The 24,951-nt window shown below is 70.5% G+C and carries 19 protein-coding genes and 1 pseudogene; 11 read left to right on the forward strand and 9 right to left on the reverse strand.

All coding sequences use genetic code 11. The features are described from left to right. Positions 1 to 8: 8 nt before the first annotated feature. The 6 genes from recR to F9C41_RS35635 all read left to right on the forward strand — a co-directional run bounded on the left by recR (position 9) and on the right by F9C41_RS35635 (position 7,138). A complete protein-coding gene (gene recR, locus F9C41_RS35610; RefSeq protein WP_155391252.1) occupies positions 9 to 602 on the forward strand; it encodes a recombination mediator RecR in 594 nt (197 codons plus the stop codon). Positions 603 to 969: 367 nt separating this feature from the next. Continuing rightward, positions 970 to 1,980, forward strand: a complete 1,011-nt coding sequence (locus tag F9C41_RS35615; protein ID WP_155391253.1) for an ABC transporter permease — start codon at positions 970 to 972, stop codon at positions 1,978 to 1,980. 68 nt (positions 1,981 to 2,048) lie between these two features. Further along, positions 2,049 to 3,806: an ABC transporter substrate-binding protein gene (locus F9C41_RS35620; protein ID WP_155391254.1), complete on the forward strand. Its 1,758-nt coding sequence runs from the start codon at positions 2,049 to 2,051 to the stop codon at positions 3,804 to 3,806. Between the two features lie 113 nt (positions 3,807 to 3,919). Next, complete coding sequence (locus F9C41_RS35625; protein ID WP_155391255.1) at positions 3,920 to 4,933, forward strand: ABC transporter permease; 1,014 nt, start codon at positions 3,920 to 3,922, stop codon at positions 4,931 to 4,933. Then, positions 4,930 to 6,066 carry an ABC transporter ATP-binding protein gene (locus F9C41_RS35630; protein WP_155391256.1) on the forward strand — a complete coding sequence of 379 codons (1,137 nt, stop codon included), beginning with the start codon at positions 4,930 to 4,932 and terminating at the stop codon, positions 6,064 to 6,066. The genes F9C41_RS35625 and F9C41_RS35630 overlap by 4 nt, the downstream gene beginning before the upstream one ends. A 55-nt stretch (positions 6,067 to 6,121) precedes the next feature. Continuing rightward, entirely contained in the window at positions 6,122 to 7,138 is a 1,017-nt protein-coding gene (locus tag F9C41_RS35635; protein ID WP_155391257.1) for an ABC transporter ATP-binding protein, read from the forward strand. 67 nt (positions 7,139 to 7,205) lie between these two features. Here F9C41_RS35635 and F9C41_RS35640 read toward each other — a convergent pair whose 3' ends face one another. Beyond that, positions 7,206 to 9,383 carry a DNA polymerase III subunit gamma and tau gene (locus F9C41_RS35640; protein ID WP_155391258.1) on the reverse strand — a complete coding sequence of 726 codons (2,178 nt, stop codon included), beginning with the start codon at positions 9,381 to 9,383 and terminating at the stop codon, positions 7,206 to 7,208. 248 nt (positions 9,384 to 9,631) lie between these two features. Here F9C41_RS35640 and F9C41_RS35645 point away from each other — a divergent pair, with 248 nt between their 5' ends. Together F9C41_RS35645 and F9C41_RS35650 are read left to right on the forward strand one after the other, a co-directional pair. Beyond that, the gene (locus F9C41_RS35645) at positions 9,632 to 11,302 is read left to right on the forward strand and encodes an ABC transporter substrate-binding protein (RefSeq protein ID WP_155391259.1); all 1,671 of its coding nucleotides are present in this window, start codon (positions 9,632 to 9,634) and stop codon (positions 11,300 to 11,302) included. Positions 11,303 to 11,485: 183 nt separating this feature from the next. Beyond that, the gene (locus F9C41_RS35650; protein ID WP_155391260.1) at positions 11,486 to 12,571 is read left to right on the forward strand and encodes a hypothetical protein; all 1,086 of its coding nucleotides are present in this window, start codon (positions 11,486 to 11,488) and stop codon (positions 12,569 to 12,571) included. 9 nt (positions 12,572 to 12,580) lie between these two features. Here F9C41_RS35650 and F9C41_RS35655 read toward each other — a convergent pair. Beyond that, positions 12,581 to 12,820, reverse strand: a pseudogene (locus F9C41_RS35655) (hypothetical protein); the annotation flags it as partial. A 61-nt stretch (positions 12,821 to 12,881) separates the two neighbouring features. Further along, a complete protein-coding gene (locus F9C41_RS35660; RefSeq protein WP_230690251.1) occupies positions 12,882 to 13,559 on the reverse strand; it encodes an HNH endonuclease family protein in 678 nt (225 codons plus the stop codon). A gap of 95 nt (positions 13,560 to 13,654) precedes the next feature. On the opposite strand from F9C41_RS35660, the gene F9C41_RS35665 reads away from it, so the two are divergent. Then, complete coding sequence (locus F9C41_RS35665; protein ID WP_155391262.1) at positions 13,655 to 15,133, forward strand: MFS transporter; 1,479 nt, start codon at positions 13,655 to 13,657, stop codon at positions 15,131 to 15,133. 80 nt (positions 15,134 to 15,213) lie between these two features. On the opposite strand, the gene leuA is transcribed toward F9C41_RS35665, so the two are convergent. The 3 genes from leuA to F9C41_RS35680 all read right to left on the reverse strand — a co-directional run bounded on the left by leuA (position 15,214) and on the right by F9C41_RS35680 (position 19,355). Further along, positions 15,214 to 16,917: a 2-isopropylmalate synthase gene (gene leuA / locus F9C41_RS35670; RefSeq protein ID WP_407924770.1), complete on the reverse strand. Its 1,704-nt coding sequence runs from the start codon at positions 16,915 to 16,917 to the stop codon at positions 15,214 to 15,216. A gap of 292 nt (positions 16,918 to 17,209) precedes the next feature. Next, positions 17,210 to 18,451, reverse strand: a complete 1,242-nt coding sequence (locus F9C41_RS35675; RefSeq protein ID WP_155391263.1) for an MFS transporter — start codon at positions 18,449 to 18,451, stop codon at positions 17,210 to 17,212. Positions 18,452 to 18,578: 127 nt separating this feature from the next. Continuing rightward, positions 18,579 to 19,355 carry a hypothetical protein gene (locus F9C41_RS35680; protein WP_155391264.1) on the reverse strand — a complete coding sequence of 259 codons (777 nt, stop codon included), beginning with the start codon at positions 19,353 to 19,355 and terminating at the stop codon, positions 18,579 to 18,581. Between the two features lie 296 nt (positions 19,356 to 19,651). Between F9C41_RS35680 and F9C41_RS35685 the strand changes: the two genes are divergently transcribed. Then, the gene (locus tag F9C41_RS35685) at positions 19,652 to 20,917 is read left to right on the forward strand and encodes an aspartate kinase (RefSeq protein WP_155391265.1); all 1,266 of its coding nucleotides are present in this window, start codon (positions 19,652 to 19,654) and stop codon (positions 20,915 to 20,917) included. A gap of 64 nt (positions 20,918 to 20,981) precedes the next feature. Continuing rightward, entirely contained in the window at positions 20,982 to 22,043 is a 1,062-nt protein-coding gene (locus tag F9C41_RS35690; RefSeq protein WP_155391266.1) for an aspartate-semialdehyde dehydrogenase, read from the forward strand. Positions 22,044 to 22,152: 109 nt separating this feature from the next. On the opposite strand, the gene F9C41_RS35695 is transcribed toward F9C41_RS35690, so the two are convergent. From F9C41_RS35695 to F9C41_RS35705, 3 genes are all read right to left on the reverse strand, one after another. Further along, positions 22,153 to 23,607 carry a diguanylate cyclase gene (locus F9C41_RS35695; RefSeq protein WP_155391267.1) on the reverse strand — a complete coding sequence of 485 codons (1,455 nt, stop codon included), beginning with the start codon at positions 23,605 to 23,607 and terminating at the stop codon, positions 22,153 to 22,155. 308 nt (positions 23,608 to 23,915) lie between these two features. Then, complete coding sequence (locus F9C41_RS35700) at positions 23,916 to 24,167, reverse strand: hypothetical protein (protein WP_155391268.1); 252 nt, start codon at positions 24,165 to 24,167, stop codon at positions 23,916 to 23,918. 62 nt (positions 24,168 to 24,229) lie between these two features. Beyond that, positions 24,230 to 24,802 carry a GNAT family N-acetyltransferase gene (locus F9C41_RS35705; RefSeq protein WP_155391269.1) on the reverse strand — a complete coding sequence of 191 codons (573 nt, stop codon included), beginning with the start codon at positions 24,800 to 24,802 and terminating at the stop codon, positions 24,230 to 24,232. Positions 24,803 to 24,951: the final 149 nt, after the last annotated feature.

Raw genomic sequence — 24,951 nt, forward strand, 5'->3', positions numbered from 1 at the left:
GGCCGACCGTGTACGAAGGCGCGATCCAGGACCTCATCGACGAGCTCGGCCGGCTTCCCGGAGTGGGGCCCAAGAGCGCCCAGCGCATCGCGTTCCACGTGCTGGCGGCCGATCCGACCGATATCAAGCGGCTGGCCGCCGCCCTTACCCGGGTCAAGGAGCAGGTGCGCTTCTGTGTGCTCTGCTTCAACGTCGCCGAGGAGGAGAAGTGCCGCATCTGCCGCGACCCGCGGCGGCGTGACGACGCGCTCTGCGTGGTCGAGGAGCCCAAGGACGTCGTCGCGATCGAGCGGACCAACGAGTTCCGCGGCCGCTACCACGTGCTCGGCGGGGCGATCAATCCGCTGGAGGGCATCGGCCCCGATCACCTGCGCATCCGTGAGCTGATGGCCCGGCTCAGCTCGGGTCAGGTGACCGAGCTGATCCTCGCGACGGACCCGAACACCGAGGGCGAGGCGACGGCGACGTATCTCGCACTGCTGGTCAAGCCGATGGGCATCACGGTGTCCCGGCTGGCGAGCGGCCTGCCCGTCGGCGGCGACCTCGAGTACGCCGATGAGATCACTCTCGGTCGTGCTTTCGAGGGCCGACGGACCCTCTGAGCGGCCTCCCTGTCCGACAAAGATTCGCATAACTCGATGCCTTCTTGGCTTTTACCTGCGATTTTCTTCGTACCTGGCGTCCTATTTTTATAACGCCCTCATCACGGACCGGCCTGAACTTGGTTACAGGCACCCTGTGAGCTTGACGCCGGGCGAACTTGCGAAGAATGCTCTGATCATGCGGTGGCGTGCACCACACTCCACCGCTGTCGCCCTGTCATCCGACCGCCCCCACGGTGGAGAGAGGGTCGGGCGGCGCGAATCACGCAGGTAACAACCGAGCGGATGTCGCGCGCGGCGCACCGCCACCCGCCCGTCCGGGCGTACCGGTGCGACGTCGTCGCCTCCGCAGGGAGGCAGCCGGTATATGGCCACGCGAACCGACACCTCGGCCCCCGAGGGGATCAAGGCGCCCGCGAAGGCGATCGAGGGGCGTTCCCTCGGCCGCATCGCCTGGACGCGCCTCAAGCGCGACAAGGCGGCCATGGCCGGCGGCATAACGGTGATCCTGCTGATCCTCATGGCGGTCTTCGCCCCGCTGATCGTGGGCTGGCTCGGCCACCCGCCGAACGAGTTCCACCAGGACAACAGCCTGCTGGCGGCGGAGCTGGGCGGCCTGCCCCGCGGCGACTTCCTGTTCTTCGAGAGCAGCGGCATCAGCGGCGACTTCCTCTTCGGCCTGGAGCCGCAGAACGGCCGCGACCTGTTCAGCGAGATCGTCTACGGCGCCCGGGTCTCGCTGCTGATCGCCTTCCTGGCCACCCTGGTGTCGGTGGTCATCGGGTCCGCCCTCGGCGTCATCGCCGGCTTCTTCGGCGGCCTCGCGGACACCGTGATCAGCTTCCTGATGAACGTCTTCCTGGCGTTCCCGCTGCTGCTGTTCGCGATCGCGCTGGTCGGCGTGCTGCCCGACACGGCGTTCGGGCTGTCCGGCAACTCGCTGCGCATCGCCCTGCTGATCTTCATCATCGGCTTCTTCAACTGGCCGTACATCGCCCGCATCGTGCGCGGCCAGACGCTGTCGCTGCGTGAGCGCGAGTTCGTCGACGCCGCCCGCAGCCTGGGTGCCCGGGGGCCGTACATCATCGTCAAGGAGATGCTGCCGAACCTGGTGGCGCCCATCCTGGTCTACGCCACCCTGCTCATCCCGACGAACATCCTGTTCGAGGCGGCGCTGTCCTTCCTCGGCGTCGGCGTGCAGCGGCAGGTCGTCGGCGAGCCCGGAGTCACCTGGGGCGGGCTGCTCTCGGACGCGGCACGCAACTCGGTGGTCCACTTCATGTTCTTCCCCGGCATGGCGATCTTCATCACCGTGCTGGCCTTCAACCTCTTCGGCGACGGACTCCGCGACGCGCTCGATCCCAAGAGCAAGCGCTGACCCGAGCCACGCAACACCACCCACAGCGCGGTTCGAGACACGAACCGCTCCCCCCAGGGAGGAAGTTAGTGAGAAACAAGGGAAGGGTGCTGGCGGCGGCCTCGGCCGTCTTCGCACTCGCGGTGACCGCAGCCTGCGGCTCCGGTGATGACACCACGAAGACCCCGGAGGTGAAGCCGGAGTTCAACGCGGCGCTCACCTCGGTGTTCAACCCGTCTGACAAGCCGGGTGGCACGCTCAAGATGGCCATCTCGTCCGACTGGGACTCTGTCGACCCCGGCGACACCTACTACGGCCTCTCCTGGAACCTGCTCCGCCTGTACGGCCGGTCGCTGGTCATGTTCAAGGCGGCTCCGGGCGCTGCCAGTGCCGAGCTCATTCCGGACCTCGCCGAGAGCCTGGGCGTGCCCAGCGACGGCGGCAAGACCTGGACCTACAAGCTGCGGGCCGGCGTCAAGTTCGAGGACGGCACCCCGATCACGTCCAAGGACGTGAAGTACGGGGTCATGCGGTCGATGGACAAGGAGGTGCTGGTCAACGGCTACACCTACTTCAACGACTTCCTGGACCTCGAGGCCGGCTACAAGGGCCCGTTCAAGGACAAGGCCGCCGACACCAAGGCGATCACGACCCCGGACGACCAGACCATCGTCTTCCACCTGAAGCAGGCCTTCGGCGGCTTCGACTACTTCGCGATGCTGCCGGCCACCGTGCCGGTGCCGGCCGCGAAGGACACCGGTGTGAAGTACAAGGAGCACGTCGTCTCCTCCGGCCCGTACATGTTCGACAAGTACGAGGCGGGCAAGGGCTTCACGCTCAAGCGCAACCCGAACTGGGACAAGGCGACCGACCCGAACCGCAAGGCGCTGCCGGACGCGTACGACGTCAAGATCGGCCTGAACGCCGACGACATCGACAACCAGCTGATCTCGGGTGACCTGCACGTCGACATCGCGGGCACCGGTGTGCAGCCGGCCGCGCTGCCGAAGGTGCTGCAGGACAACGCCCTCAAGGCGTACGCCGACAACCCGGCGGTCGCCCGCCTGTGGTACACCTCGATCAACCCCAAGGTCGCTCCCTTCGACAAGAAGGAGTGCCGCGAGGCCGTCATGTACGCGGTGGACCGCACCTCGTACCAGGCCGCCTTCGGTGGCGAGTTCGCCGGTGGCCAGATCGCCACGAGCATCATGCCGCCGCAGATCCCGGGCTACGCGCCGACCAACGTCTACCCGGCGGGTGCGGACAACAAGGGTGACCTCGACAAGGCCAAGGCGGCGCTGCAGGCTTGCGGCAAGGCCGACGGCTTCGAGGTGACGATGGGCTTCCGGGCCGAGCGTCCCAAGGAGAAGGCGACCGCCGAGGCGTTCCAGCAGTCGCTGGCCCGCGTGGGCATCAAGGTCACCCTGAAGGGCTTCCCGACCGGTGACTACTTCTCGCTGTACGCGGGCAAGCCGTCCTACCGCAACAGCCCGTCCACCGGCCTGGGCCTGATGGTCAACGGCTGGGGTGCGGACTGGCCGGACGGCTACGGCTTCCTGTCGCAGATCGTGGACAGCCGGGTCATCCGTGACTCGGGTGGCTCGTCCAACCTGTCCGTCATGATCCCCGAGGTCGACACCATGATCGACCAGGCGCTGGCCGAGACCGACGTCAAGAAGCGCGAAGCGCTCTGGGCGCAGATCGACAAGCGCGTCATGGAAGAGGCGGTCATCCTGCCCGGTGTCTGGGCGAAGGCCCTGACGCTGCGTGGCAAGAACGTGACCAACGTCTTCGTCAACGAGGCGTTCGGTCAGTACGACTACCTCTCCATGGGTGTGGCGCAGTAACCAGCACACCTGCTCCAACCCACCTGGCAATCATCAAAGGTAGGTGAAGGCGCAGGGTGGCCGGTCCGGCCGGGCTCGTTTGCCCGGCCGGACCGGCTGCCCAAGCCGAAATCGTGGTCACTTTCTTCATCCGCCGGACCATCGGCGCGGCGCTGATGCTCCTCGTCGTCAGCATCGCGACTTTCTTGATCTTCTTCGGGTTGCCCCGCCTCGCCGGCGCCACGCCCGAGACCTTCGCCGCGCGATACCTCGGCCGCACCGCCGACGAGCACACTCAGCAGCTGTTCGCCGAGAAACTGGGCTTCTACGACCCGCTCTGGCTGCAGTACTGGAACTGGATCAAGGCGATCTTCGTCGGCACCGACTACGACTACGGCACCGGCATCGAACACTGCGCCGCACCCTGCTTCGGCTACTCCTTCCGCACCAACCACGCGGTCTGGGACGACCTGCTGGACCGGCTTCCGGTCACCGTCTCGCTGACCGTGGGCGCGTCGATCCTCTGGCTGGTCACGGGTGTCGCGGTCGGCGTGCTGAGCGCCCTGCGCAAGGGCAGCTTCTTCGACCGGGCGGCGATGACGGGCGCGCTGGCGGGTGTGTCGCTGCCGCCGTACTTCACCGGCCTGATGTTCCTCTACTTCTTCAGCTACCAGTTCGACCTGACCGCGCCCGGCGGCACCTACGTCGACTTCACCGACAATCCAGGTGAGTGGGCGTACAGCCTGATCCTGCCGTGGATCACGCTGGCGATGCTGAACGCCGCGGCCTATGCGCGGTTCACCCGAGCGGGCATGCTCGACACGATGGGCGAGGACTTCATCCGCACCGCGCGGGCCAAGGGCCTGCACGAACGGGTGGTGGTCACCAAGCACGGCCTGCGCGCCGCGCTGACCCCCATCATCACGATCTTCGGCCTGGACGTCGGTCTGCTGCTCGGCGGCGCGATCCTCACGGAGAGCACCTTCGGGCTCAAGGGCCTCGGCTACCTCGCCATCGACGCCATCAACAAGCAGGACTTCCCACAGATCATGGGCGTGACGATGTTCGCGGCGTTCTTCGTCGTCGTCGCCAACCTGATCGTCGATATGCTCTACGCGGTGGTCGACCCGCGGGTGAGGCTGTCATGAACAACGTGATCTCTCCTCGGCAGGATCCCACCGCCCGGCCGTTCCTCGAGCTGCGCGACCTGAAGATCCACTTCCCGACCGACGACGGCCTGGTCAAGTCCGTGGACGGGCTGTCCTTCTCGCTGGAGCGGGGCAAGACGCTCGGCATCGTGGGCGAGTCGGGCTCCGGCAAGTCGGTGTCCAGCCTGGGCATCCTCGGCATCTACCACCGCCGCAACGCGAACGTGTCGGGCGAGATCTGGCTGGACGGCCAGGAACTGGTCGGTGCGTCGCCGGAGACCGTGCGCGGCCTGCGCGGCAAGCGGATGGCGATGATCTTCCAGGACCCGCTGTCGGCGATGCACCCCTACTACACCATCGGTGACCAGATCATCGAGGCGTACCGGGTGCACCACAAGGTGTCCAAGAAGGTCGCCCGCAAGCACGCGATCGACCTGCTGGCCCGGGTCGGCATCCCGCAGCCGGACAAGCGCGTCGACGACTACCCGCACCAGTTCTCCGGCGGTATGCGGCAGCGCGCGATGATCGCGATGGCGCTGTCCTGCGACCCGGAGTTGCTGATCGCCGACGAGCCGACCACCGCGCTCGACGTGACGGTGCAGGCGCAGATCCTGGACCTGATGCGCGATCTGCAGCAGGAGTTCAACTCCGCGCTGATCATCATCACCCACGACCTGGGCGTCACCGCCGAACTCGCCGACGACGTGCTGGTCATGTACGGCGGCAAGTGCATCGAGTACGGCGCGGCCACGGAGATCTTCGACAACCCCGAGCACCCGTACACCTGGGGCCTGCTCGGCTCGATGCCCCGGCTGGACCAGCCGGTCACCGAGCGGCTGCTGCCCATCAAGGGCACCCCGCCGTCGCTGATCAACGTGCCGTCCGGCTGCTCCTTCCACCCGCGCTGCGCCTTCGACGGGCGCACCGGCGGAGCCAGCGACACGGTCGTGCCCGAGCTGGAGCTCACCGGCACCAGCGGTCACCGGGTGCGCTGCCACATGCCCGCACACGTGCGTCAGCAGATCTGGCACAACGAGATCAAGCCGACCCTGGAGGGCACCGGCGGGCACAGCGTGGCGAGCATGTCAGAGCTGCCTTCCGCCTCCGACGAGCAAAGCGAGGAGGTGGCATGAGCGAGCGAATCATGTCGTCTGCCGATGCCGCCGACGAGCGCAGCGAGGAGAAGGCATGAGCGACAACAACAACGCTCTGCTGTCGGTGCGCGGCCTGCAGAAGCACTTCCCGATCACCAAGGGCGTGCTGCGCCGCAAGGTGGGCGCGGTGCAGGCCGTCGACGGCCTCGACTTCGACGTGCTGCCGGGGGAGACGCTCGGCCTGGTCGGTGAGTCCGGCTGTGGCAAGACGACCACCGGCCGGCTGCTGACCCGGCTCATCGAGCCGACCGGCGGCAGCATCCACTTCGAGGGCCGCGACATCTCGCACATGTCGCAGGGACGGCTCCGCCCGTTCCGGCGCGACCTGCAGATGATCTTCCAGGACCCGTACTCGTCGCTGAACCCCCGGCACACGGTCGGCGCCATCGTCGGCGCGCCGTTCCGGATCCAGGGCGTGAAGACCGAGCACGGCGTCAAGCGCGAGGTGCAGAAGCTGCTGGAGCTCGTGGGCCTCAACCCCGAGCACTACAACCGCTACCCGCACGAGTTCTCCGGCGGCCAGCGCCAGCGCATCGGCATCGCCCGTACGCTGGCCCTGAAGCCGAAGATGATCATCGCGGACGAGCCGGTCTCGGCGCTGGACGTGTCCATCCAGGCGCAGGTGGTCAACCTGCTGGAGGACCTGCAGACCGAACTCGGGCTGACCTACGTGGTGATCGCGCACGACCTGTCGGTGGTGCGCCACATCTCCGACCGGGTCGCGGTGATGTACCTAGGCAAGATCGTCGAGGTCGCCGACCGGGAGTCGCTGTACCGCGCGCCGCGCCACCCGTACACGGCCGCGCTGCTGTCGGCGGTGCCCGTGCCCGATCCGCGCCGGCGCGAGAGCGGCCAGCGCGAGCGCATCCTGCTCACCGGTGACGTGCCCAGCCCGATCAACCCGCCGTCGGGCTGCCGGTTCCGCACCCGGTGCTGGAAGGCGCAGGACATCTGCGCCACCACGCCGCCGCCGCTGGTCCGCCACGGCGACGACAACGCCGGTCACCTGGCCGCCTGCCACTTCCCGATGGCACTCGGCGAGCAGCGCTGACCGTCCCGCACGAACGAGCAGGGCCCCGAGAGTCCGCCTCTCGGGGCCCTGCTCGTGTGCGTTCCGATCAGTCGAGTTTTTCGAGGTTGAAACTGCGGCGCAGGGACTCGACGGCAGCCTGCTCGGTGGTCTGCCGGGCGACGGCGGCGTCGACGATCTCGTCGGTGGGCTCGTCGCCGGGGTCGAACCCTTCGATGGTGCGCGGCGGCGGGCCGTCGTACTCGGGATCGTACGGCGGTTCCTCCAGCGGAGGGCCGTCGTCGACGGCCGGTGCGCGCCGACCCGTGGCCTGCGTGGGAGCAGCGGCCGGTGCGGCGCCGCCGACCCGGGCCGGGGTCGGCCAGTCGTCGCCGGTGGGCGCGGGCGCGCGGGTCGCAGGGGCGGCCTTGGGTGCGGTGCTGCGCGGCGGCGCGGAGGCCGGGGCCGCGGCGGCGGCCCGCGACGCGGCGCGGGGGTCCCCGCCGACCTCGCAGCGCAGCTGCCACTTGCCGCCGAGCACCTGGTGCACCGCCTCCATCAGCGGCGCGGGGTCGTTCTCCACCCCGTTCGCGTGGATCTTGTGCTTGAACAGCAGCACCAGCGTGTTGCCGTCGATGTCGCGCACCACCGCCTCGCGGGCGAACGCCGCCGCCTTCTTGCTGCTGCGGCCGACCAGCCGCACGATCTCGTCCCAGGACCGGCGCACCGCCGCCGCGTCCTCCGTGGCGGCCGCCGGTGCGCTCGCCGTGGCGGGCGCGGGCATCCGGGTCGGTTCGGCGGCACGGGCGGGTTGTGCGGCACGGGCAGTCTCGGGCGTGCGGGCCGGTTCGGCCGAGGTCCAAGGGTCGGCGGCCTGGGGGGCCGGGCCATCGTCCGGCTGGGCCGGGCCGGTGTTCTCGGCCGCGGCCGCCCGCGCGGCCTCGCGACCGGAGCCGGCCTTGTCGTGCGCAGCGGCGCTGGCCGCGGCTGCCCGTGCGGCCTCCCGGCCGGTGGCGGCCGGGGCGGCGCTCGGAGCATCGTGGGCGGCCCGCTGGGCCGGGCCGGTGTCACGCTGGGCGTGACCCGCCTCGGCCTGGGGCCGGACCGGGGCTTCGGCGGCCGCGCCGGGCACGAAGCCGGTCTCCAGCCGCTCCAGGCGCTGGAGCAGGGCGGTGCCGGACTCGTCCGCGGCGGGCAGCATCATGCGGGCCGCGATCAGCTCCAGCAGCAGCCGCGGCGACGTCGCGCCGCGCATCTCCACCAGCCCGTTGGCCACGATGTCCGCGCAGCGGGACAGGGTGGCCGGGCCGAGCTGGGCGGCCTGCGCCTGCATCCGCGCCAGCTGCTCCTCCGGCACGTCGACCAGGCCCTTGCCGGCGGCGTCCGGCACCTGCCGCAGGATGATCAGGTCGCGCAGCCGCTCCAGCAGGTCGTTGGCGTATCGGCGGGAGTCGTGCCCGGCCTCGGCGACGCGGTCGATGGCGCCGAACGCGGCGGCGCCGTCGCCCGCGGCCAGCGCGTCGACCATCTCGTCGATCAGCGCGTTGTCGGTGACCCCGAGCAGCGCCACCGCGCGGGCGTAGGTCACCCCGCCCGGTCCGGAGCCCGCGATGAGCTGGTCGAGCACGGAGAGGCTGTCTCGGGCCGAGCCGCCGCCCGCCCGCACCACCAGCGGCAGCACCAGCGGCTCCACCACGACTTCTTCGAGCTTGCAGAGCAGCTCCAGGTATGGCCGGAGCGCGCTGGGCGGGATGAGGCGGAACGGGTAGTGGTGGGTGCGCGAGCGGATGGTGCCGAGCACCTTCTCCGGCTCGGTGGTGGCGAAGATGAACTTGACGTAGTCCGGCGGTTCCTCGACGAGCTTCAGCAGCGCGTTGAAACCGGCCGACGAGACCATGTGCGCCTCGTCGATGATGTAGATCTTGTAGCGGCTGATGGCGGGCGCGAAGAACGCGCGCTCGCGCAGCTCGCGGGCGTCGTCGACACCGCCGTGGCTGGCCGCGTCGATCTCGATCACGTCGATCGAGCCGGGGCCGTCGAGGGCGAGCGCCTTGCAGGACTCGCACTCGCCGCATGGCTCGGGGGTCGGCCCCTTGGCGCAGTTCAGCGAGCGGGCCAGGATGCGCGCGCTGGTGGTCTTGCCGCAGCCGCGAGGGCCGGAGAAGAGGTATGCGTGATTGAGCCGGCCACTCTTGAGCGCCTGGATGAGCGGCTCGGTGACATGGTCCTGGCCGATCACCTCGGCGAAGGTGCGAGGCCGGTACCTGCGATACAGCGCCAGTGCCACGGGGCGTACACCTCCTACGAACGTCGCCCGCTACCGTACCGCGCAGGTATGACCGCCGGCCTGCTGGACCGGCGCGCGCTGCGGTGCGGTCGGGCGATATGTCGTGTGCTGTCCCACCCGCGGGCGGACAACGGTTCGGTATCAACTGCCCGCTCATGCGTGCCACGACACATCGACCGCCGTTAGGGTCGGCCTCGGGTGACCCTGTGTCGTCGAGTAATCACGCATATAGGACAGAGGTGGCCGCGATGCGCACGCGACGATGGCGGATCTGGTCGGCGGCGGTCTCGGCGGGGGCACTGCTGCTCGCCGCGGGCTGCACCGGCGACAAGGGCGGCCCGCCGGTCACCGCGTCCAGCCCGCCGCCGGCCGTGAGCACCGAGGACACCCTGGTCTTCGCCATGGGGCAGGTCCGCATCCTGGACCCGGCCCTGTCCCCGGACGCCGAATCGCTGCGCGTCACCCGGCAGGTGCTGGAGACCCTGGTGCAGGCGGAGCCGGGCGGCGCGGTGGCGGCTCCGGGCCTGGCCGAGACCTTCTCCGTGGACGGCACGGGCACGGTCTGGACCTTCCGCCTCAAGCCGGGGGTGACGTTCCACGACGGCACCGCGCTGGACGCCGCGGCGGTCTGCGCCAACTTCGACCGGTGGTATCGCCTGCCCGCCGCGCTGCAGGCCGGCGACATCAGCGCGGCCTGGCAGGTGGTCTTCGGCGGGTTCGCCAAGAACGCGTCCAGCCGGCTCGGGGCGAGCCTGTTCAAGTCCTGCACGGCCCGCGACCCGGCCACCGCGGAGATCGCGCTGACCCGGGCCAGCAGCCGCTTCCCGGCGGCCTTCACGCTGCCGTCGTTCGCGATCTCCAGCCCCAAGGCGCTGCGTGAGCAGGCGGCCGACAAGCCCGTCGGGGGCAGCCGCTACCCGGCGTACGGGAACAAGCCCGTGGGCACCGGCCCCTACCGCTTCGTGTCGTGGGACAAGGCGGCCCGCAAGGTGGAGCTGGAGGCGTTCGACGGTTACCACGGCACGGCCGCCAAGGTGCGGCACCTGGTCTTCCAGACCGTCGAGGCGGGGCTGCGCAAGCAGGCGCTGCTCGACGGGAAGATCGACGGGTACGACCTGGTCGCGGTCGAGGACCGCAAGCCGCTGGCCGAGCAGGGCTTCCACGTGCTCACCCGGCCCGCGTTCAACACCCTGTACCTGGGGATCAACCAGCGCGGCAACCCGGCCCTGGCCAAACCCGAGGTGCGCCAGGCGATCGCGTACGCCATCGACCGGCAGCGGCTGGTCGCCGAGGCCTTCCCGGACGGCGCGAAGCTCGCGCTGAACTTCCACCCCGAGCTGCTCCCCGGCTGGAACCCCGACGTCGCGGCCTACCCGCACGACCCGGCGAAGGCGAAGGAACTGCTGGCCGCGGCGGGCTACGGCAGCGGGCTGAAGCTGCGCTTCCACTACCCCCGCAACGTCACCCGGCCCTACCTGCCCGACCCGAAGAAGATCTTCGAGCTGCTGGCCGCCGACCTGCGTGCGGCCGGGATCGAGGTCGAGGGGGTCGAGCTGCGGTGGACGCCGGACTACCTCAACGCGGTCGCCAAGGGCACGGCCCACGACCTGCACCTGTACGGGGTGACCGGCAACTACGGCGAGGCCTACGACTTCATGGGCCAGCTGTTCGCCGCCCCCAACGCCGAGTTCGGCGTCACCGACGCCGACCTGTTCGCGCGGCTCAAGGCGGTCGACGGGATCGGCGACCCGGTCCAGCGCCGCCCGCTGTACGAGCAGCTGAACGCGCGGCTGCTGGAACTGCTGCCCGCGGTGCCGCTGGTGCACGGGCCGGACGCGCTGGTGCTGGACAAGAACCTGACCGGGATCACGCCCAGCCCGCTCACCGACGAGGACTTCGCCGCGGCGCTGTTCACCTGACCTGCGCCGGGCCGACTCCGGCGCGGTAACGCCGCGTGTCGCATCGGGTGGAATGTCAGCTTCTGTAGTGATAAGCGGTAGCCTGCCACCTTGCCAGAGCAAATCGACCCGCGTCGCGCGGGCCGGCGCTGCGCGCACGGGCGCCGTGCCGCGCTCGATGGGGGAATCGTGGTTCGTGGTTGGATGACCGTCGCCGTCGGAGCCGCGCTCGGACTCGCCGCCGGCCTGCCCGCGGCCGCCGCACCGACCGGGGACGGGTTCAAACTCGACCTGCCTGCCGCGGCCGGAGCCACCGCGCTCGGCGGCGGCGACAACGTCGTCGGCCTGACCAACACCACGGGCCACGACCTGAGCAAGGTCGTGCTGCAGGTGCGGCTGACCGGGGGCCTCGCCCAGCGGGTGGAACTGGCGTCGGCGGACTGGTGCGACCACACGAAGACCACCGCCACCTGCAAGGTCGACCGGATCAGCCCCGGCCAGGGCTTCACCATCCGGCTGGACCTGCGGGCCCGCGAGAAGGCCCCGCTGGGCGCGGCCGGCACGGTGTCGGTCAGCGCCCGTGCCGTCGGCACGCCCGCCGCGGTGGGCACGTTCGGCGTGGCGGTCTCGTCGCCGCCGTACACCGATGTGGCGGCGACCGTCGAGCAGGCGCGGGTGGACCTGCACACCGGGGACACCGCGACGTTCGGCGTGCTCTACCGCAACACCGCCGCCGTGCCCGCCCGGCTGCGCGTCGCCGACCCCGTCGCGGCCGGGTTCGACGACGTGACCTGGCTCGACTGCCCCGAGGACGACGGCGACGCCTGCCTTGTCCAGCTGCCGGCGGGCGAGTCCCGCCGGCTCGCCTTCACCATGCGCCTGACCGGGCCGGCGCCGGCGGAGCCGCACGTGGCGATGACGGTCGAGGGCGCGTACGACCGGATCGTCACCGACAACCTGGCCGTCTACATGGTGTGCGTGTACGACACCGGCCGCTGCACCAGGCACCTGCCCGGCACCCGGAGCGACGTGTTCGCGCCGCCCGCGCCGCGGGCCGTGCCGGCCGACCCGGCGCCGGTCGTGGACGGGCCGGACGCGGAGAACCAGGCGGTCGCCCTGACCCAGCCCGAGCACCTGCCGGTCGCGGTGCAGGAGGACCTGGCCGAGGAGGAGCCGTACAGCTTCCTCGACGAGGTGACCGGGATCCTGATGTACTCCCTGCTGGCGCTGCTCATCGTCGGCACCAGCATCGCCCTCGCCCTGCGCAAGCGCGCCGCCGACCGGGGCTGACGCCCGGCGTCAGCCCTCCGGGCGGTTCAGCAGGCCCACGGCCAGCGCATGCAGGGACGCGGCCTGGGCGGGGTCGGTGACCGGCACGGTCGCGCCGGTCACCGTGTACCACTCCTCGGCGCCCAGGTACTGCACGCGGAGCCGGACGGTGCCGTCGCCGACCGGCTCCGTGGCGAGCGTCAGCTCACCGGTGACCACGCCCACCTCGTCGGTCATGACTCCTCCAGGCCCGGCGACGATGTTCGTGGTCAAGTCACTCATGCCGCGTACCCGCTACGCGTGTCCACCACAGGAGTGCGGGCGTGCTCGGTCATACACAGAGTCCCAGCATGTCGGTCAGGGCGGCCTTCTCGGCCGTGGTCACGGTGAGTTTCCAGTAGGTCTTCACCGTGACCCATTGTTGCGCATAGGTGCACCAATATTCCCTGGTTGGCGGCTTCCACGTCGACGGGTCCTGGTCGCCCTTGGACCGGTTGCTGGTGGCCGACACCGCGAACAGCTGCGGCCGCTCCAGGTCGTTGGCGAACTGCGAGCGCTTCTCGTTGGTCCACTCGTCCGCACCGGAGCGCCAGGCGTTGGCCAGCGGCACCATGTGGTCGATGTCGATCTTCAGCGGGTCGGTGGTCTTCAGGCCGTCGTACACGCTGGACCACTCGCCGCCGGTGACGTTGCAGCCGTTCAGCTTGATGTTCTTGCCGTCGCGGGCCAGCACGGTGTCGCGCACGTCGCAGTTGGACCCGGCCTTGTTCCAGTGCGGGAACTTCTCCCGCGTGTAGCCGGTCATCGCGCGTGCGGTGGCGACCTTCAGGGTGGACAGCGACGCGAGCGCGTTGCCGCCGGCGTTGGGGTCGACGTTGACGCCGCCGGGCCCCGCCGGGTTGCCGGGACCGCTGTCGACCGGGTCGCACGCGGTGGTCGCGGCGGCCGCGACGGCCGCCACCAGGAGCAGGAGAATTCTGGTACGTCTGGGGGGTTTGAGGGATCGCACCCGCTCACCATACGAGCAGTCCTCACCATCACCTCGTATCCCTCACCTTCGCGTTCCCCGGCGCGGCGGGCGGGCGGGCGACGAGAATGGAGCGAATGGAGACGACCGGACTGCGCCTGAGCAGCGCCGCAGGGCGGGGCACGCTCGCCGCGGCCGTGCTGGCCTCCGGCATGGCGTTCCTCGACTCCACCGTGGTCAACGTCGCGTTGCCGACGCTCGGGCGCGAGCTCGGCGCGAGCCTGGCCCAGCTGCAGTGGGTGATCAACGGATACACCCTGACCCTGGCCGCGTTCGTGCTGCTCGGCGGCGCGCTGGGCGACCACCTCGGACGGCGTCGGGTATTCGTCACCGGCGTCGTCTGGTTCACCCTGGCCTCGCTGGTGTGCGGCATCGCCCCGAACGTCGAGACGCTGATCGCCGCCCGCGTGGTGCAGGGCGTGGGCGGGGCGCTGCTGGCACCCGGCTCGCTGGCGCTGCTGCAGTCGTCGTTCCGGGAGTCCGATCGGGCCCGTGCCATCGGCGCTTGGTCCGGCCTGGCCGGCACCACCACGGCGCTCGGCCCGTTCGTCGGCGGCGTGCTCATCGACCAGGTGTCCTGGCGCTGGATCTTCCTGATCAACCTGCCGCTGGCGGTGGTCGTCGTCTGGCTGAGCAAGGTGTACGTCCCGGAGAGCCGGAACAACGCGACGGCCCACCACTTCGACGTGGCCGGGGCGCTGCTGGGCGCGGCCGCGCTGGGCGGGGTCACCTACGCCCTGATCGCCTGGCCGGAACGCGGCTTCGTTTCGCTCCCGGTGCTGGGCGGCTTCGCGGTCGGCCTGGCCGCGGCAGTCGGCTTCCTGCTGGTGGAACGGGCTCGCGCGATGGCCGCGATGATGCCGCTGCGGCTGTTCAGCTCACGGGTGTTCTCCGTGCTCAACCTGTACACGGTGCTGACCTACGGCGCGTTCGGCGGCTTCTTCTTCCTGCTCGTCATCTACCTGCAGACGGGCCTCGGCTACGACGCCCTGGAGGCGGGTCTGGCCACGCTGCCGATGACTCTGGTGATGCTGATCGGCTCGGAACTGTCCGGCGCGGCGGCCACGAAGTTCGGCCCGAAGGTGCAGCTGACGCTCGGCCCGCTGTGCTGCGCGGTCGGCATCATGCTGATCCGCGAGATCACTCCCGGGGTGAGCTACTGGACCGGGATCCTGCCCGGCGTCCTCGCCTACGGCATCGGGCTGACGCTGATTGTCGCGCCGCTGACCGCGTCCGTGCTGTCCGCCGTCGAGGTGCGTTTCGCCGGGGTCGCCAGCGGCGTCAACAACACCGCGGCACGTGCCGGTTCACTGCTCGCCGTGGCGGCGCTGCCGCTGGTGGTGGGCCTGTCGGGCGAGGAGTACGAGAACGGCGCGGCCCTGGGCACGGCGTTCTACGACGCCGGGATGTGGTGCGCCGGGGCGATGGTCGTCGCCGCCGCGCTGGCCCTGTTCGTGTGCGGCAAGGTCCGCCTGGACCGCCCGGACCGCAAAGTCGCCCCCGAACAGCGCGAAGGCCACCTCCCGCAGGTCCTCCAGCGCGGCCGCTGCCCCTGACCCCCGCGCACCCGGCGGAACGAAGGAAGAGCACCTTCCACACGGACGTCCGTGTGGAAGGCGCCCTTCCTTCGTCTTGGTCAGTGGCGGTTGACGGCGCTGGCGACGGCCTTCAGGGAGGCGGTCACGATGTTCGCGTCGATGCCGACGCCCCAGCGGGTCTCGCCGTCCACGTCGCACTCGACGTACGCGGCGGCCTGCGCGTCGCCGCCGGAGGTCAGCGCGTGCTCGGCGTAGTCCAGCACCCGCACGCCGACCGCGTGGTCGCTCAGCGCATGGATGAACGCGTCGATCGGGCCGTTGCCCACGCCGGTCAGGCGACAGGCGGTGCCGTCCAGATCGGCCTCGGCGACCAGCTCCACCTTGCCGTCGACGGTGGACACCGAGTAGGAGCGCACCGCCAGGCGGCGATCGGTGAGGTACTCGTCGGCGAACGCGGCGTACATCTCGGCCGGGGTGACCTCGCCACCGGCGTCGTCGGTGCGGCGCTGGACGACGCCCGAGAACTCGATCTGCAGGCGGCGCGGCAGGTCCAGCTGGTGCTCGGACTTCATGATGTACGCGACGCCGCCCTTGCCGGACTGCGAGTTGACCCGGATCACGGCCTCGTACGAGCGGCCCAGGTCCTTCGGGTCGATCGGCAGGTACGGCACCGCCCACTCGAACTGCTCGACCGGCACCCCGGCCTTGTCCGCCTTGCGGGCGTGCGCGTCCAGGCCCTTCTTGATCGCGTCCTGGTGCGAGCCGGAGAACGCCGTGTAGACCAGGTCCCCGGCGTACGGGTGGCGCTCGTGCACCGGCAGCTGGTTGCAGTACTCCACGGCGCGCTTGACCTCGTCGATGCCGGAGAAGTCGACCTGCGGGTCGATGCCCTGGCTGAACAGGTTCAGGCCCAGCGTGACCAGGTCGACGTTGCCGGTGCGCTCGCCGTTGCCGAACAGGCAGCCCTCGATCCGGTCCGCGCCGGCCAGCAGGCCCAGCTCGGCGGCGGCGACGCCGGTGCCCCGGTCGTTGTGCGGGTGCAGGCTCAGGATGACCGAGTCGCGCCGCGGCAGGCGGCGGTCCATCCACTCGATCGAGTCGGCGTACACGTTCGGCGAGGCCATCTCGACGGTGGCGGGCAGGTTGATGATCAGCGGGCGTTCCGGCGTCGGGTCGATGACGTCGATGACCGCCGAGCACACCTCCAGCGCGTACTCCAGCTCGGTGCCGGTGTAGGACTCGGGGGAGTACTCGTACCGGATCTCGGTGTCCGGGGTGATGATCTCGGCGTACTTCTGGCACAGCCGCGCGCCGTCCGTCGCGATCGCGGTGATGCCGTCCTTGTCCAGGCCGAACACCACCTCACGCTGCAGCGTGGAGGTCGAGTTGTAGAAGTGGACGATGGCCCGCTTCGCGCCGCGCAGGCTCGCGAAGGTGCGCTCGATCAGGTGCTCGCGGCACTGGACCAGCACCTGGATGGTCACGTCGTCCGGGATCAGCTGCTCCTCGATGAGCTGCCGTACGAACGAGAAGTCGGTCTCGCTGGCGGCCGGGAAACCGACCTCGATCTCCTTGTATCCCATCCGCACCAGCAGCTCGAACATGCGGCGCTTGCGGTCGGGGGACATCGGGTCGATCAGGGCCTGGTTGCCGTCGCGCAGGTCCACCGCGCACCACTGCGGGGCGGTCGTCACGCGGCGGGTCGGCCAGGCGCGGTCCGGCACCTCGACCTGGAACTGTTCGTGGTAGCCGCGGTAACGCTGGTACGGCATCTTGCTGGGGCGCTGAGCAGCAGCAGACATGGCTTCCATGCTCCTAGACATCATGTGTTTCGCGCGTAATCCAGCGGCGGATTGTGCCCAAGAGAACATCGGCCGCTATCAAGATTCGTTGAATCGGCAACTTCTGCCGAAAACCGAGAATGTGAGGGACCAGCGGGCGAGCGCACGTCGCTACTCCGCGACGAGGTGCCGGTCGGTCAGACCTCGTCGCGGCGGCGAAGCAGGAGGCTCACGCAGCACATGATGTCGGCCACTGTACGCCCATAGACCTGCGTCTGGGCCCGATGTCCACGAAATGGGACACCGTGTCCCGTCAGGCAGGCACCGGGGCCGGCACGCTGGGCATTTGCTCCCGGGAGCGGGCCGCGTGCCGGGCCGCGGGCCCGATGAGCAGTGCCGCCCCCAGGAAAAGCCCGGCGATGGCGAACCAGCCCCAGCCGCCGGACGTCACCGCGAGCGCGATCAGCGACGCCGGGGCGATCATGGACTGGGCGGAGCCGCCCATCCGGAACGCGCCGATGTACTCACCGCGCCGGTCGGCCGGCGGCAGTTCCGCCATGAACGTCCACGAGCCTGCCGAGTGCCACAGCTCGGCCATGGTCAGCAGGATCGTCGCCACCACCAGCAGCACCATCGTGAGGACCCCGCTGGTGGCCCCGGTGAGCAGGTAGACCGGGCAGCCCAGTGCGGCGACCAGGCCTGCCCGGCGGGAGGCCGCCGCGGCGCCGCCGACGGTGTGCGCGCCCCGCGTCACCGCGACCTGCAGCGTCGTGGCCATGAGCGTGTTGGTCACCGTCATCACGCCCAGCCACCATTTCGGGGCGTCCGTGCGGTGCAGCAGCCACAGCGGGGCCACCTCCATCAGCACGGTCATGTAGCAGGTCAGCACGGCGCAGACCGCGGTCACCGCGAGGAACGGCCGGTCCGCGAAGACCGCGCCCACCCGCCGCCGGGCCGTCCCGGCCGCGGCCCGGGGCACCTCCGGCAGGCGGCTGATGAAGTACGCGTTGGCGAGCAGCAGTGCGCTGTTGAGCAGCACCAGCGTGTAGTACGCGGGAACGGTGTCGACGGCCAGCGCCAGCGCGGCCAGCCCGGCGCCCAGCGACCAGCCGACGTTCAGCCAGGAGCGGGAGAACGCCTGGGTGCGAACCCGCGTCTCCGGATCGAGCGCTTCGATCAGGTACACGTTGCGCCCGGCCTGCCCCACCGTGGCGACCAGTTCCAGGCAGGCGATGACGAGCAGGAAGCTCCAGAAGCCCCGGGCGAACGGCCACGCGGCGAACAGCAGGCCCTGGGCGACGACGCCGCCCGTCCACATCCGGTGCGCGCCGAACCGGTCGGTCAGCGCGCTCAGCGGCACCGCGGTGACCAGCGCGATCGCGGCGGCCAGCGACAAGCCGATACCGATCTCGTGCGGCCGCAGGCCGACCACGCGGGTGAAGAACACCGCGCTGCCCGTGAGGAAGGTGCCCGCACCGACTCCGAAGAGGAGGTTCTGCGTGGCGAGGCGGCGGGGGAGTCCGGGCGGCGGGATGAGGTTGTCGCGTAGGGCCATGCCCCGATTCCAGCCGGAGTCGGCCGGATCTCTCCAGTCGATATCCACGATCCGGCGCTTTCCTTCACATGATTCACACAACGCCAGGCACGGGACAGCGGGCCTCGTCCGCCTCTGCTAGGGCGCGTCAGGCCTTCGGCGACGGCGACGCGGACGAGCTGGCGGAGGGCTTCGGCGACGGCGGCGCGGTCAGCGGCAGCGGCTGGCCGGGCACGACCGGGCCGGGCAGCTGCACCGACGGCGGGGCGAGCCCCGGGGTGCCCTCCAGCAGCAGGGTGCCGAAGGCGACCTTGACCGCGGTGAGCGTGCCGTCGATCTCGTAGCAGTAGATGCCCGCGTCCAGCGGCAGCGTCAGGCTGGCTGCGGACGACTCCACCGAGTAGCACTTGCCGCGCGCCCCGGGCAGCGGGGCGACCTCGGCCACGGCGAGCGCGAGCCGCCGGTCGGTGAGCAGGTTCTGCCAGTCCGTGATCAGGTGCTGGATCTTCAGGTCGGCCTTGGCGGGCAGCGCCCCGGCGATCCGCACGCAGCCCGAGTACGGGTGGTTGCCCGCGGCCAGCGCGCACTGGTGCAGCGAGTTGGCGGCGAAGACCAGCGCGATGTCGACCGCGCCGCTGTGTGCCCCGCCGGGCACGTCGATGCGCCAGGTGCCGTCGACGGCCCGGGTGACCACCACCCGGCGGTCCGGCCGCTTCGGGCTCTTGAACGTGTAGGCGGCCACCTGGCGCAGGTCCTTGGCGGCGGCCGCGCGGGCGGCGAGCTGCGCGCGGGGTTCGGTCGGCCCGGCCGCGACGGTGGACAGCGGGGCAGCCGACGACGCCGCCGTCTCCGGCGTGCCGCCACCGCAGGCGGACACCGACCAGCAGGCGGCGATGAGACAGAGGGAGAGGACAGCCCGGCGCACGCGCCCATTCTGACCCCTGCATGCGTCATCTTCGCCCATGACGCGCCTTGCGTCGCGCATGATCGGTGCTTGTCGAGGCAACCGCCGGTCTGTGGTGCGCGTCACAGCCGTTAAATCCTGCGGCGGCGATGCGGAGGGGGCGGGTGACTGCACGGCGCGGGCGGCCGTACGAAAGAGGATCTCGGACTTCTCGGGCCACGCTGCCCGACAGCTGGGATCGACCCGACCGGGGCGGCGGAAGCCGCCGCTAAGCTGAAGCGTCCTTAGTCCCTGAGGTGGAGAGGAGCCGTGCAACCGTGGCCCTCGTGGTGCAGAAGTACGGCGGCTCGTCAGTCGCCAACGCTGAGCGGATCAAGCGGGTCGCCGAGCGCATCGTCGCGACGCGGAAGGCCGGCAACGACGTGTGTGTGGTCGTCTCCGCGATGGGTGACACGACCGACGAGCTGATCGACCTGGCGCACCAGGTCAGCCCGCTGCCGCCGGGGCGCGAGTTCGACATGCTGCTGACCGCCGGTGAGCGCATCTCGATGGCGCTGCTGGCCATGGCCATCCACAACCTGGGCTACGAGGCGCGCTCGTACACCGGGTCGCAGGCGGGTGTGATCACCACCTCGGTGCACGGCCGGGCCCGCATCATCGACGTCACCCCGGGCCGCCTGCGCGGCGCGCTCGACGAGGGCGCGATCGTGATCGTGGCCGGCTTCCAGGGCGTCGCCCAGGACACCAAGGACATCACCACGCTCGGCCGGGGCGGCTCGGACACGACCGCGGTGGCGCTGGCCGCCGCGCTGAAGGCCGACGTCTGCGAGATCTACACCGACGTCGACGGCGTGTACACCGCCGACCCGCGCATCGTGCCCAACGCGCAGAAGGTCGACCAGATCACCTATGAGGAGATGCTGGAGCTGGCCGCCTCCGGGGCCAAGATCCTGCATCTGCGCAGCGTGGAGTACGCCCGCCGGTTCGGGCTGCCGATCCACGTCCGCTCGTCGTACTCGAACAACACCGGCACCCTCGTGACGGGATCAATGGAGGACCTTTCCGTGGAGCAAGCACTCATCACCGGCGTCGCGCACGACCGCAACGAAGCGAAGATCACCATCGTCTCGGTGCCGGACGAGCCGGGCGAGGCCGCGTCGATCTTCCGGGCGCTCGCGGACTCCGAGATCAACATCGACATGATCGTGCAGAACGTATCCACCGAGGCCTCCGGGCGCACCGACATCTCCTTCACGCTGCCCAAGGACGACGGCCCCACGGCGATGGCCGCCCTGCAGAAGATCCAGGAGCGGGTCGGCTTCAAGGGCCTGCTCTACGACGACCACATCGGCAAGATCTCCCTGGTCGGCGCGGGCATGCGCTCCAACCCGGGCGTCACCGCCACCTTCTGCGAGGCGCTGGCCCGCGCCGGTGTGAACATCGAGATCATCTCCACCTCCGAGATCCGCATCTCGGTGGTCTGCCGCGACACCGACCTCGACGCCGCCGTGCGCGCCGTGCACGACGCGTTCGAGCTGGGCGGCACCGAAGAGGCCGTGGTGTACGCCGGGACCGGCCGGTGACCATGAACGATCTGATCGGGCGGCCACGCCCGGCTCACCCCGACGACCGAAACGAGCCGACGGCATGAGCCATAAGCTGCCCACCCTCGCCGTCGTCGGTGCCACCGGCGCGGTCGGCACGGTGATGCTCGACATCCTCAGCAACCGCCGCAACGTGTGGGGCGACATCCGGCTCATCGCCTCCGCGCGCTCGGCGGGCCGCCGCCTGCTGGTGCGCGGCGAGGAGATCGAGGTCGTCGCGCTCACCGAGGAGGCGTTCGACGGCGTCGACGTCGCCATGTTCGACGTGCCCGACGAGGTCTCCGCCTACTGGGCGCCGATCGCGGCGGCCCGTGGCGTGATCGCGGTCGACAACTCCGGCGCGTTCCGGATGGACCCGGACGTCCCCCTGGTCGTCCCGGAGATCAACCCGGCGCAGATCCGCAACCGGCCCAAGGGCATCATCGCCAACGCCAACTGCACCACGCTGGCGATGATCGTGGCGATCGCCCCGCTGCACAACGCGTACGGCCTCAAGGAGCTGGTGCTGGCCTCGTACCAGGCCGTCTCCGGGGCCGGCCAGGTCGGCGTGGACACGCTGCACGACCAGATCGCGAAGGTCGCCGGGGACCGCGTGCTCGGCACCCGGCCCGGCAACGTCCGCAACGCGGTCGGCGACGACCTCGGCCCGTTCGCCGCGCCCGTCGCGCTGAACGTGGTCCCGTTCGCCGGCTCCCTCAAGGACGGCGGCTGGTCCAGCGAAGAGCTGAAGATGCGCAACGAGTCCCGCAAGATCCTGGGCCTGCCCGACCTGAAGGTCAGCGCGACGTGCGTACGCGTCCCCGTGGTCACCGGCCACTCGGTCGCCGTGCACGCGGTCTTCGGCTCCGAGGTCGACGCCCCCGGCGCCCGCGAGGTCCTCCAGGGCGCCCCCGGCGTGATCGTCGTCGACGACCCCGCCGCCGGGGAGTTCCCCATGCCCATCGACGCCGTCGGCACCGACCCGTCCTGGGTCGGCCGCATCCGCCGCGCCGTCGACGACCCCCGCGCCCTCGACTTCTTCGTCACCGGCGACAACCTCCGCAAGGGCGCTGCCCTCAACACCGCCCAGATCGCCGAACTCCTGGCCGCCGAACTCCGCCACTGACCAGCACGAAAGAGGGGCACCTTTCGTAACGCGGAGCGTTATGGAAGGTGCCCCTCTTTACGTCCAACCTGCGTCGGGTCGGCGGGAAGGCGGAAGGTGCGGGCGGCTGCTAGGGGGCGGCGAGGCGCACGCCGTTGCGGCCGTTGCGCTTGACGGCGTAGAGGGCCTGGTCGGCGCGGTACATCGCGGCCTCCGGCGGCTCCAGCTCGCCCTGCACCGCCACCCCGACGCTGATCGTGCGCCCGGTCGCCCGGGCCGCCGCGACCAGGCGCTCGGCGACCAGCAGCGCCTCCGCGGCGCTGGGCACGTCGATCACCGCGACGAACTCGTCCCCGCCGACCCGGAACAGCTCGTCCCCGAGCCGTAGCGCCTGCTGCAGCGCGCTGGACATCTGCACCAGCACGCGGTCGCCCGCGGCGTGGCCGAGGGTGTCGTTGACCGCCTTGAACTGGTCGATGTCGATCGCGAGCAGCGCGGTCCGGCCGGGCGTGGCGTTGGCGAGGCGGTCGCCGAACGGCCCGCCGTGGCGCAGCCCCGTCAACGGGTCGGAGCTGGCCTGCAGGTGCAGGCGGCGCAGCGTGGCCAGCTTCTCCAGGCAGGTGCTGGCCTGCGCGGCCAGTAGCTCCAGCAGGTTCACCAGCGCGCTGTCCGGCACGATCGCGGTCTCGTCCAGCACCACCAGCGCGCCGACCGAGGAGGACACCACGGGCGTGCCGGCCCCGAGCGGTACGGCGATCATGGTGCGCACCCCCGCGTCGGTGAGCGCTTCGAAACCGCGGGCGTCGAGCACCGCGGGATCGCCCAGGGTGTACGAGGCTCCGTACCGGCAGGCCTCGTCGAGCAGCGCGGCGAGCCGGTCGGGGTCGATCTGCGCCAGCCGGGCGACCAGTGGCCGGTCGCGGGGCTCCGGCGAGCTGGCCGCGACGACCACCCGCAGCTCCTGCTCGTCGGGCAGCAGGTCCGGGGCCGGGCGCAGCAGCACGGCGGCGGCCAGGCCGGTCACCTCGCGCGCCGCGCGACAGGCCCGGACCAGCACGTCGGCGTCGGTCTCGGCGTTGGTGAGCGCGAGCGCGTGGCGCAGCAGCTGCTCGCTGCGGGTCTCGGCCGGCGGGCCGCCGAGCTCGCTCAGGCGTGCCCCGAGCAGCCGCCCGGCCTCGGTGAGGGTCTCCTCCCAGCCGTCCAGCGGCTGCGCCTCGGCCCACTCGGCGTTGATCACGCCGACCGGGTGCCCGGTGCGGTCGATGATGGGCGTGCAGATCTCGGAGGTGATCGGGGGCCCGAGCCGGATGTAGTCCGGGTCGTTGGCGACATCCAGGATCGTGACGGGCTTGCCGCTGGCGTAGACCCGGCCGACCACGCCGTGGCCCAGCGGGACGGCGGAGAACACCTGCCAGGCGCCGCTCGCCGAGACGCACCGGAGCTGGTCCTTCACATGCAGCAGCGCCTCGATCAGGGCGGGAGTATGCCGGCTGAGCACGGAGACCGTGGCATTGCAGGCTTCTACCGCGCTGCGGGAGGTTCGCAGTGCTGCGGAAACATCATCAATGATGCGAGGAAGGGGCACGGGGCAGGATTTTCGCTCTTTGTCCGGGGTGAGGGGCTTACGGCGGCCAAGCTTACTCACCGTAGGCGGGTACAGCGGCCATTATGAAAATCGTTCGCCGGGCGTGACCATCGGATGAGTGGGTACCCTGTGCTGCTCACCGGTCACGCCTGACGTGATCCACGCCTCTTCGTCCCATACACCGGGACATCGGCGACCATATGGGCTGATCATCGACAGGGCGCGATGTTCGACGGTCTGTCACCGGCCGTGATCGACAGCGCGGGGTTCACTCGTTTGGGTGACAACATCGAGACCGCCCGGGAAGTTCAATCCTCGGTTTCGATGATCTCGGTGAAGTGGGTGTTGCGCCACATCTCGTGATCGCGCAGCAGCAGCGCGAGCGCGTGGACGGCGAAGTTGATCAGCCCGATGCCGAGCAGCACGCCGCCGAGCATCAAGCCCGCGGGGACAAGATCGGTGTCCTGCCCGGACAACGCCGCGACGACGCAGATCAGGCCGAACAAGGTGAAAACGACCGCGACATAAAAGAATCGGCCGGTCTGTGCCGGATGGCGCACGTCGCCTCCTCAAGGCGGAAACTGCGCGCAGCGTACGACAGCACGGCCAGTCGTAGGGGGCGTCAGCCGGCCGCCGCCGTGGCTCGTGCCCGCCACTCGCGGGCCAGCACCGCGAAGACGAGTTGGTCGGCCCACTCGCCGCCGAACAGGTAGCTCTCGACGTTGTGCGCCTCCTGGCGCATGCCGAGCCGGCTCATCAGGCGGGCGGAGGCCTCGTTGCGGCCGTGGCACCGAGCGAAGACGCGGTGCAGCCCGAACTCGCCGAAGCCCCAGTCCAGCAGCGCCGTGGCGGCCTCCGTGGCCAGCCCGCGACCTCCGTGGTCGGGGTGGAAGACGTAGCCGAGTTCGGCCGTCCGGTCTTCTTCGCTGCGCCAGACCAGCTCCACGGTTCCGATCACCCCGGCGTCGGTCGTCGCGGCCAGGGTCAGGCAGTCGCCCACCGCACGCAGCGCGTCCTCGCCTGCCATGGCGGTCACCGACGACCGCGACTGCTCCCGGGTGCGGGGGCCGGTGCCGAGCATCCAGCGGACGACGTCGGGCCGGCTCTGGTACGCGTACACGTCGTCGAGGTCGTTCAGCGTGACCGGGCGCAGCGTGAGGCGGGGCGTGCGGATCGGATACGTCGGCTGGGGCATCAGGCGATCCTAGGGGAGGCCTGAGCCCGTGCCATCGGGCATTTACGGCTTGCGGTCGCAGTCGACCCTCGGCCATTTCCGCGAACGCCTCCTCCAGCGGCCAGGACGGATCTGATCGGCTGCTGCGTTAACCTCACCGGCCCGTCGGC

The sequence above is a fragment of the Catellatospora paridis genome (genome assembly GCF_009720365.1).
GTDB classification, from domain to species: domain Bacteria; phylum Actinomycetota; class Actinomycetes; order Mycobacteriales; family Micromonosporaceae; genus Catellatospora; species Catellatospora paridis.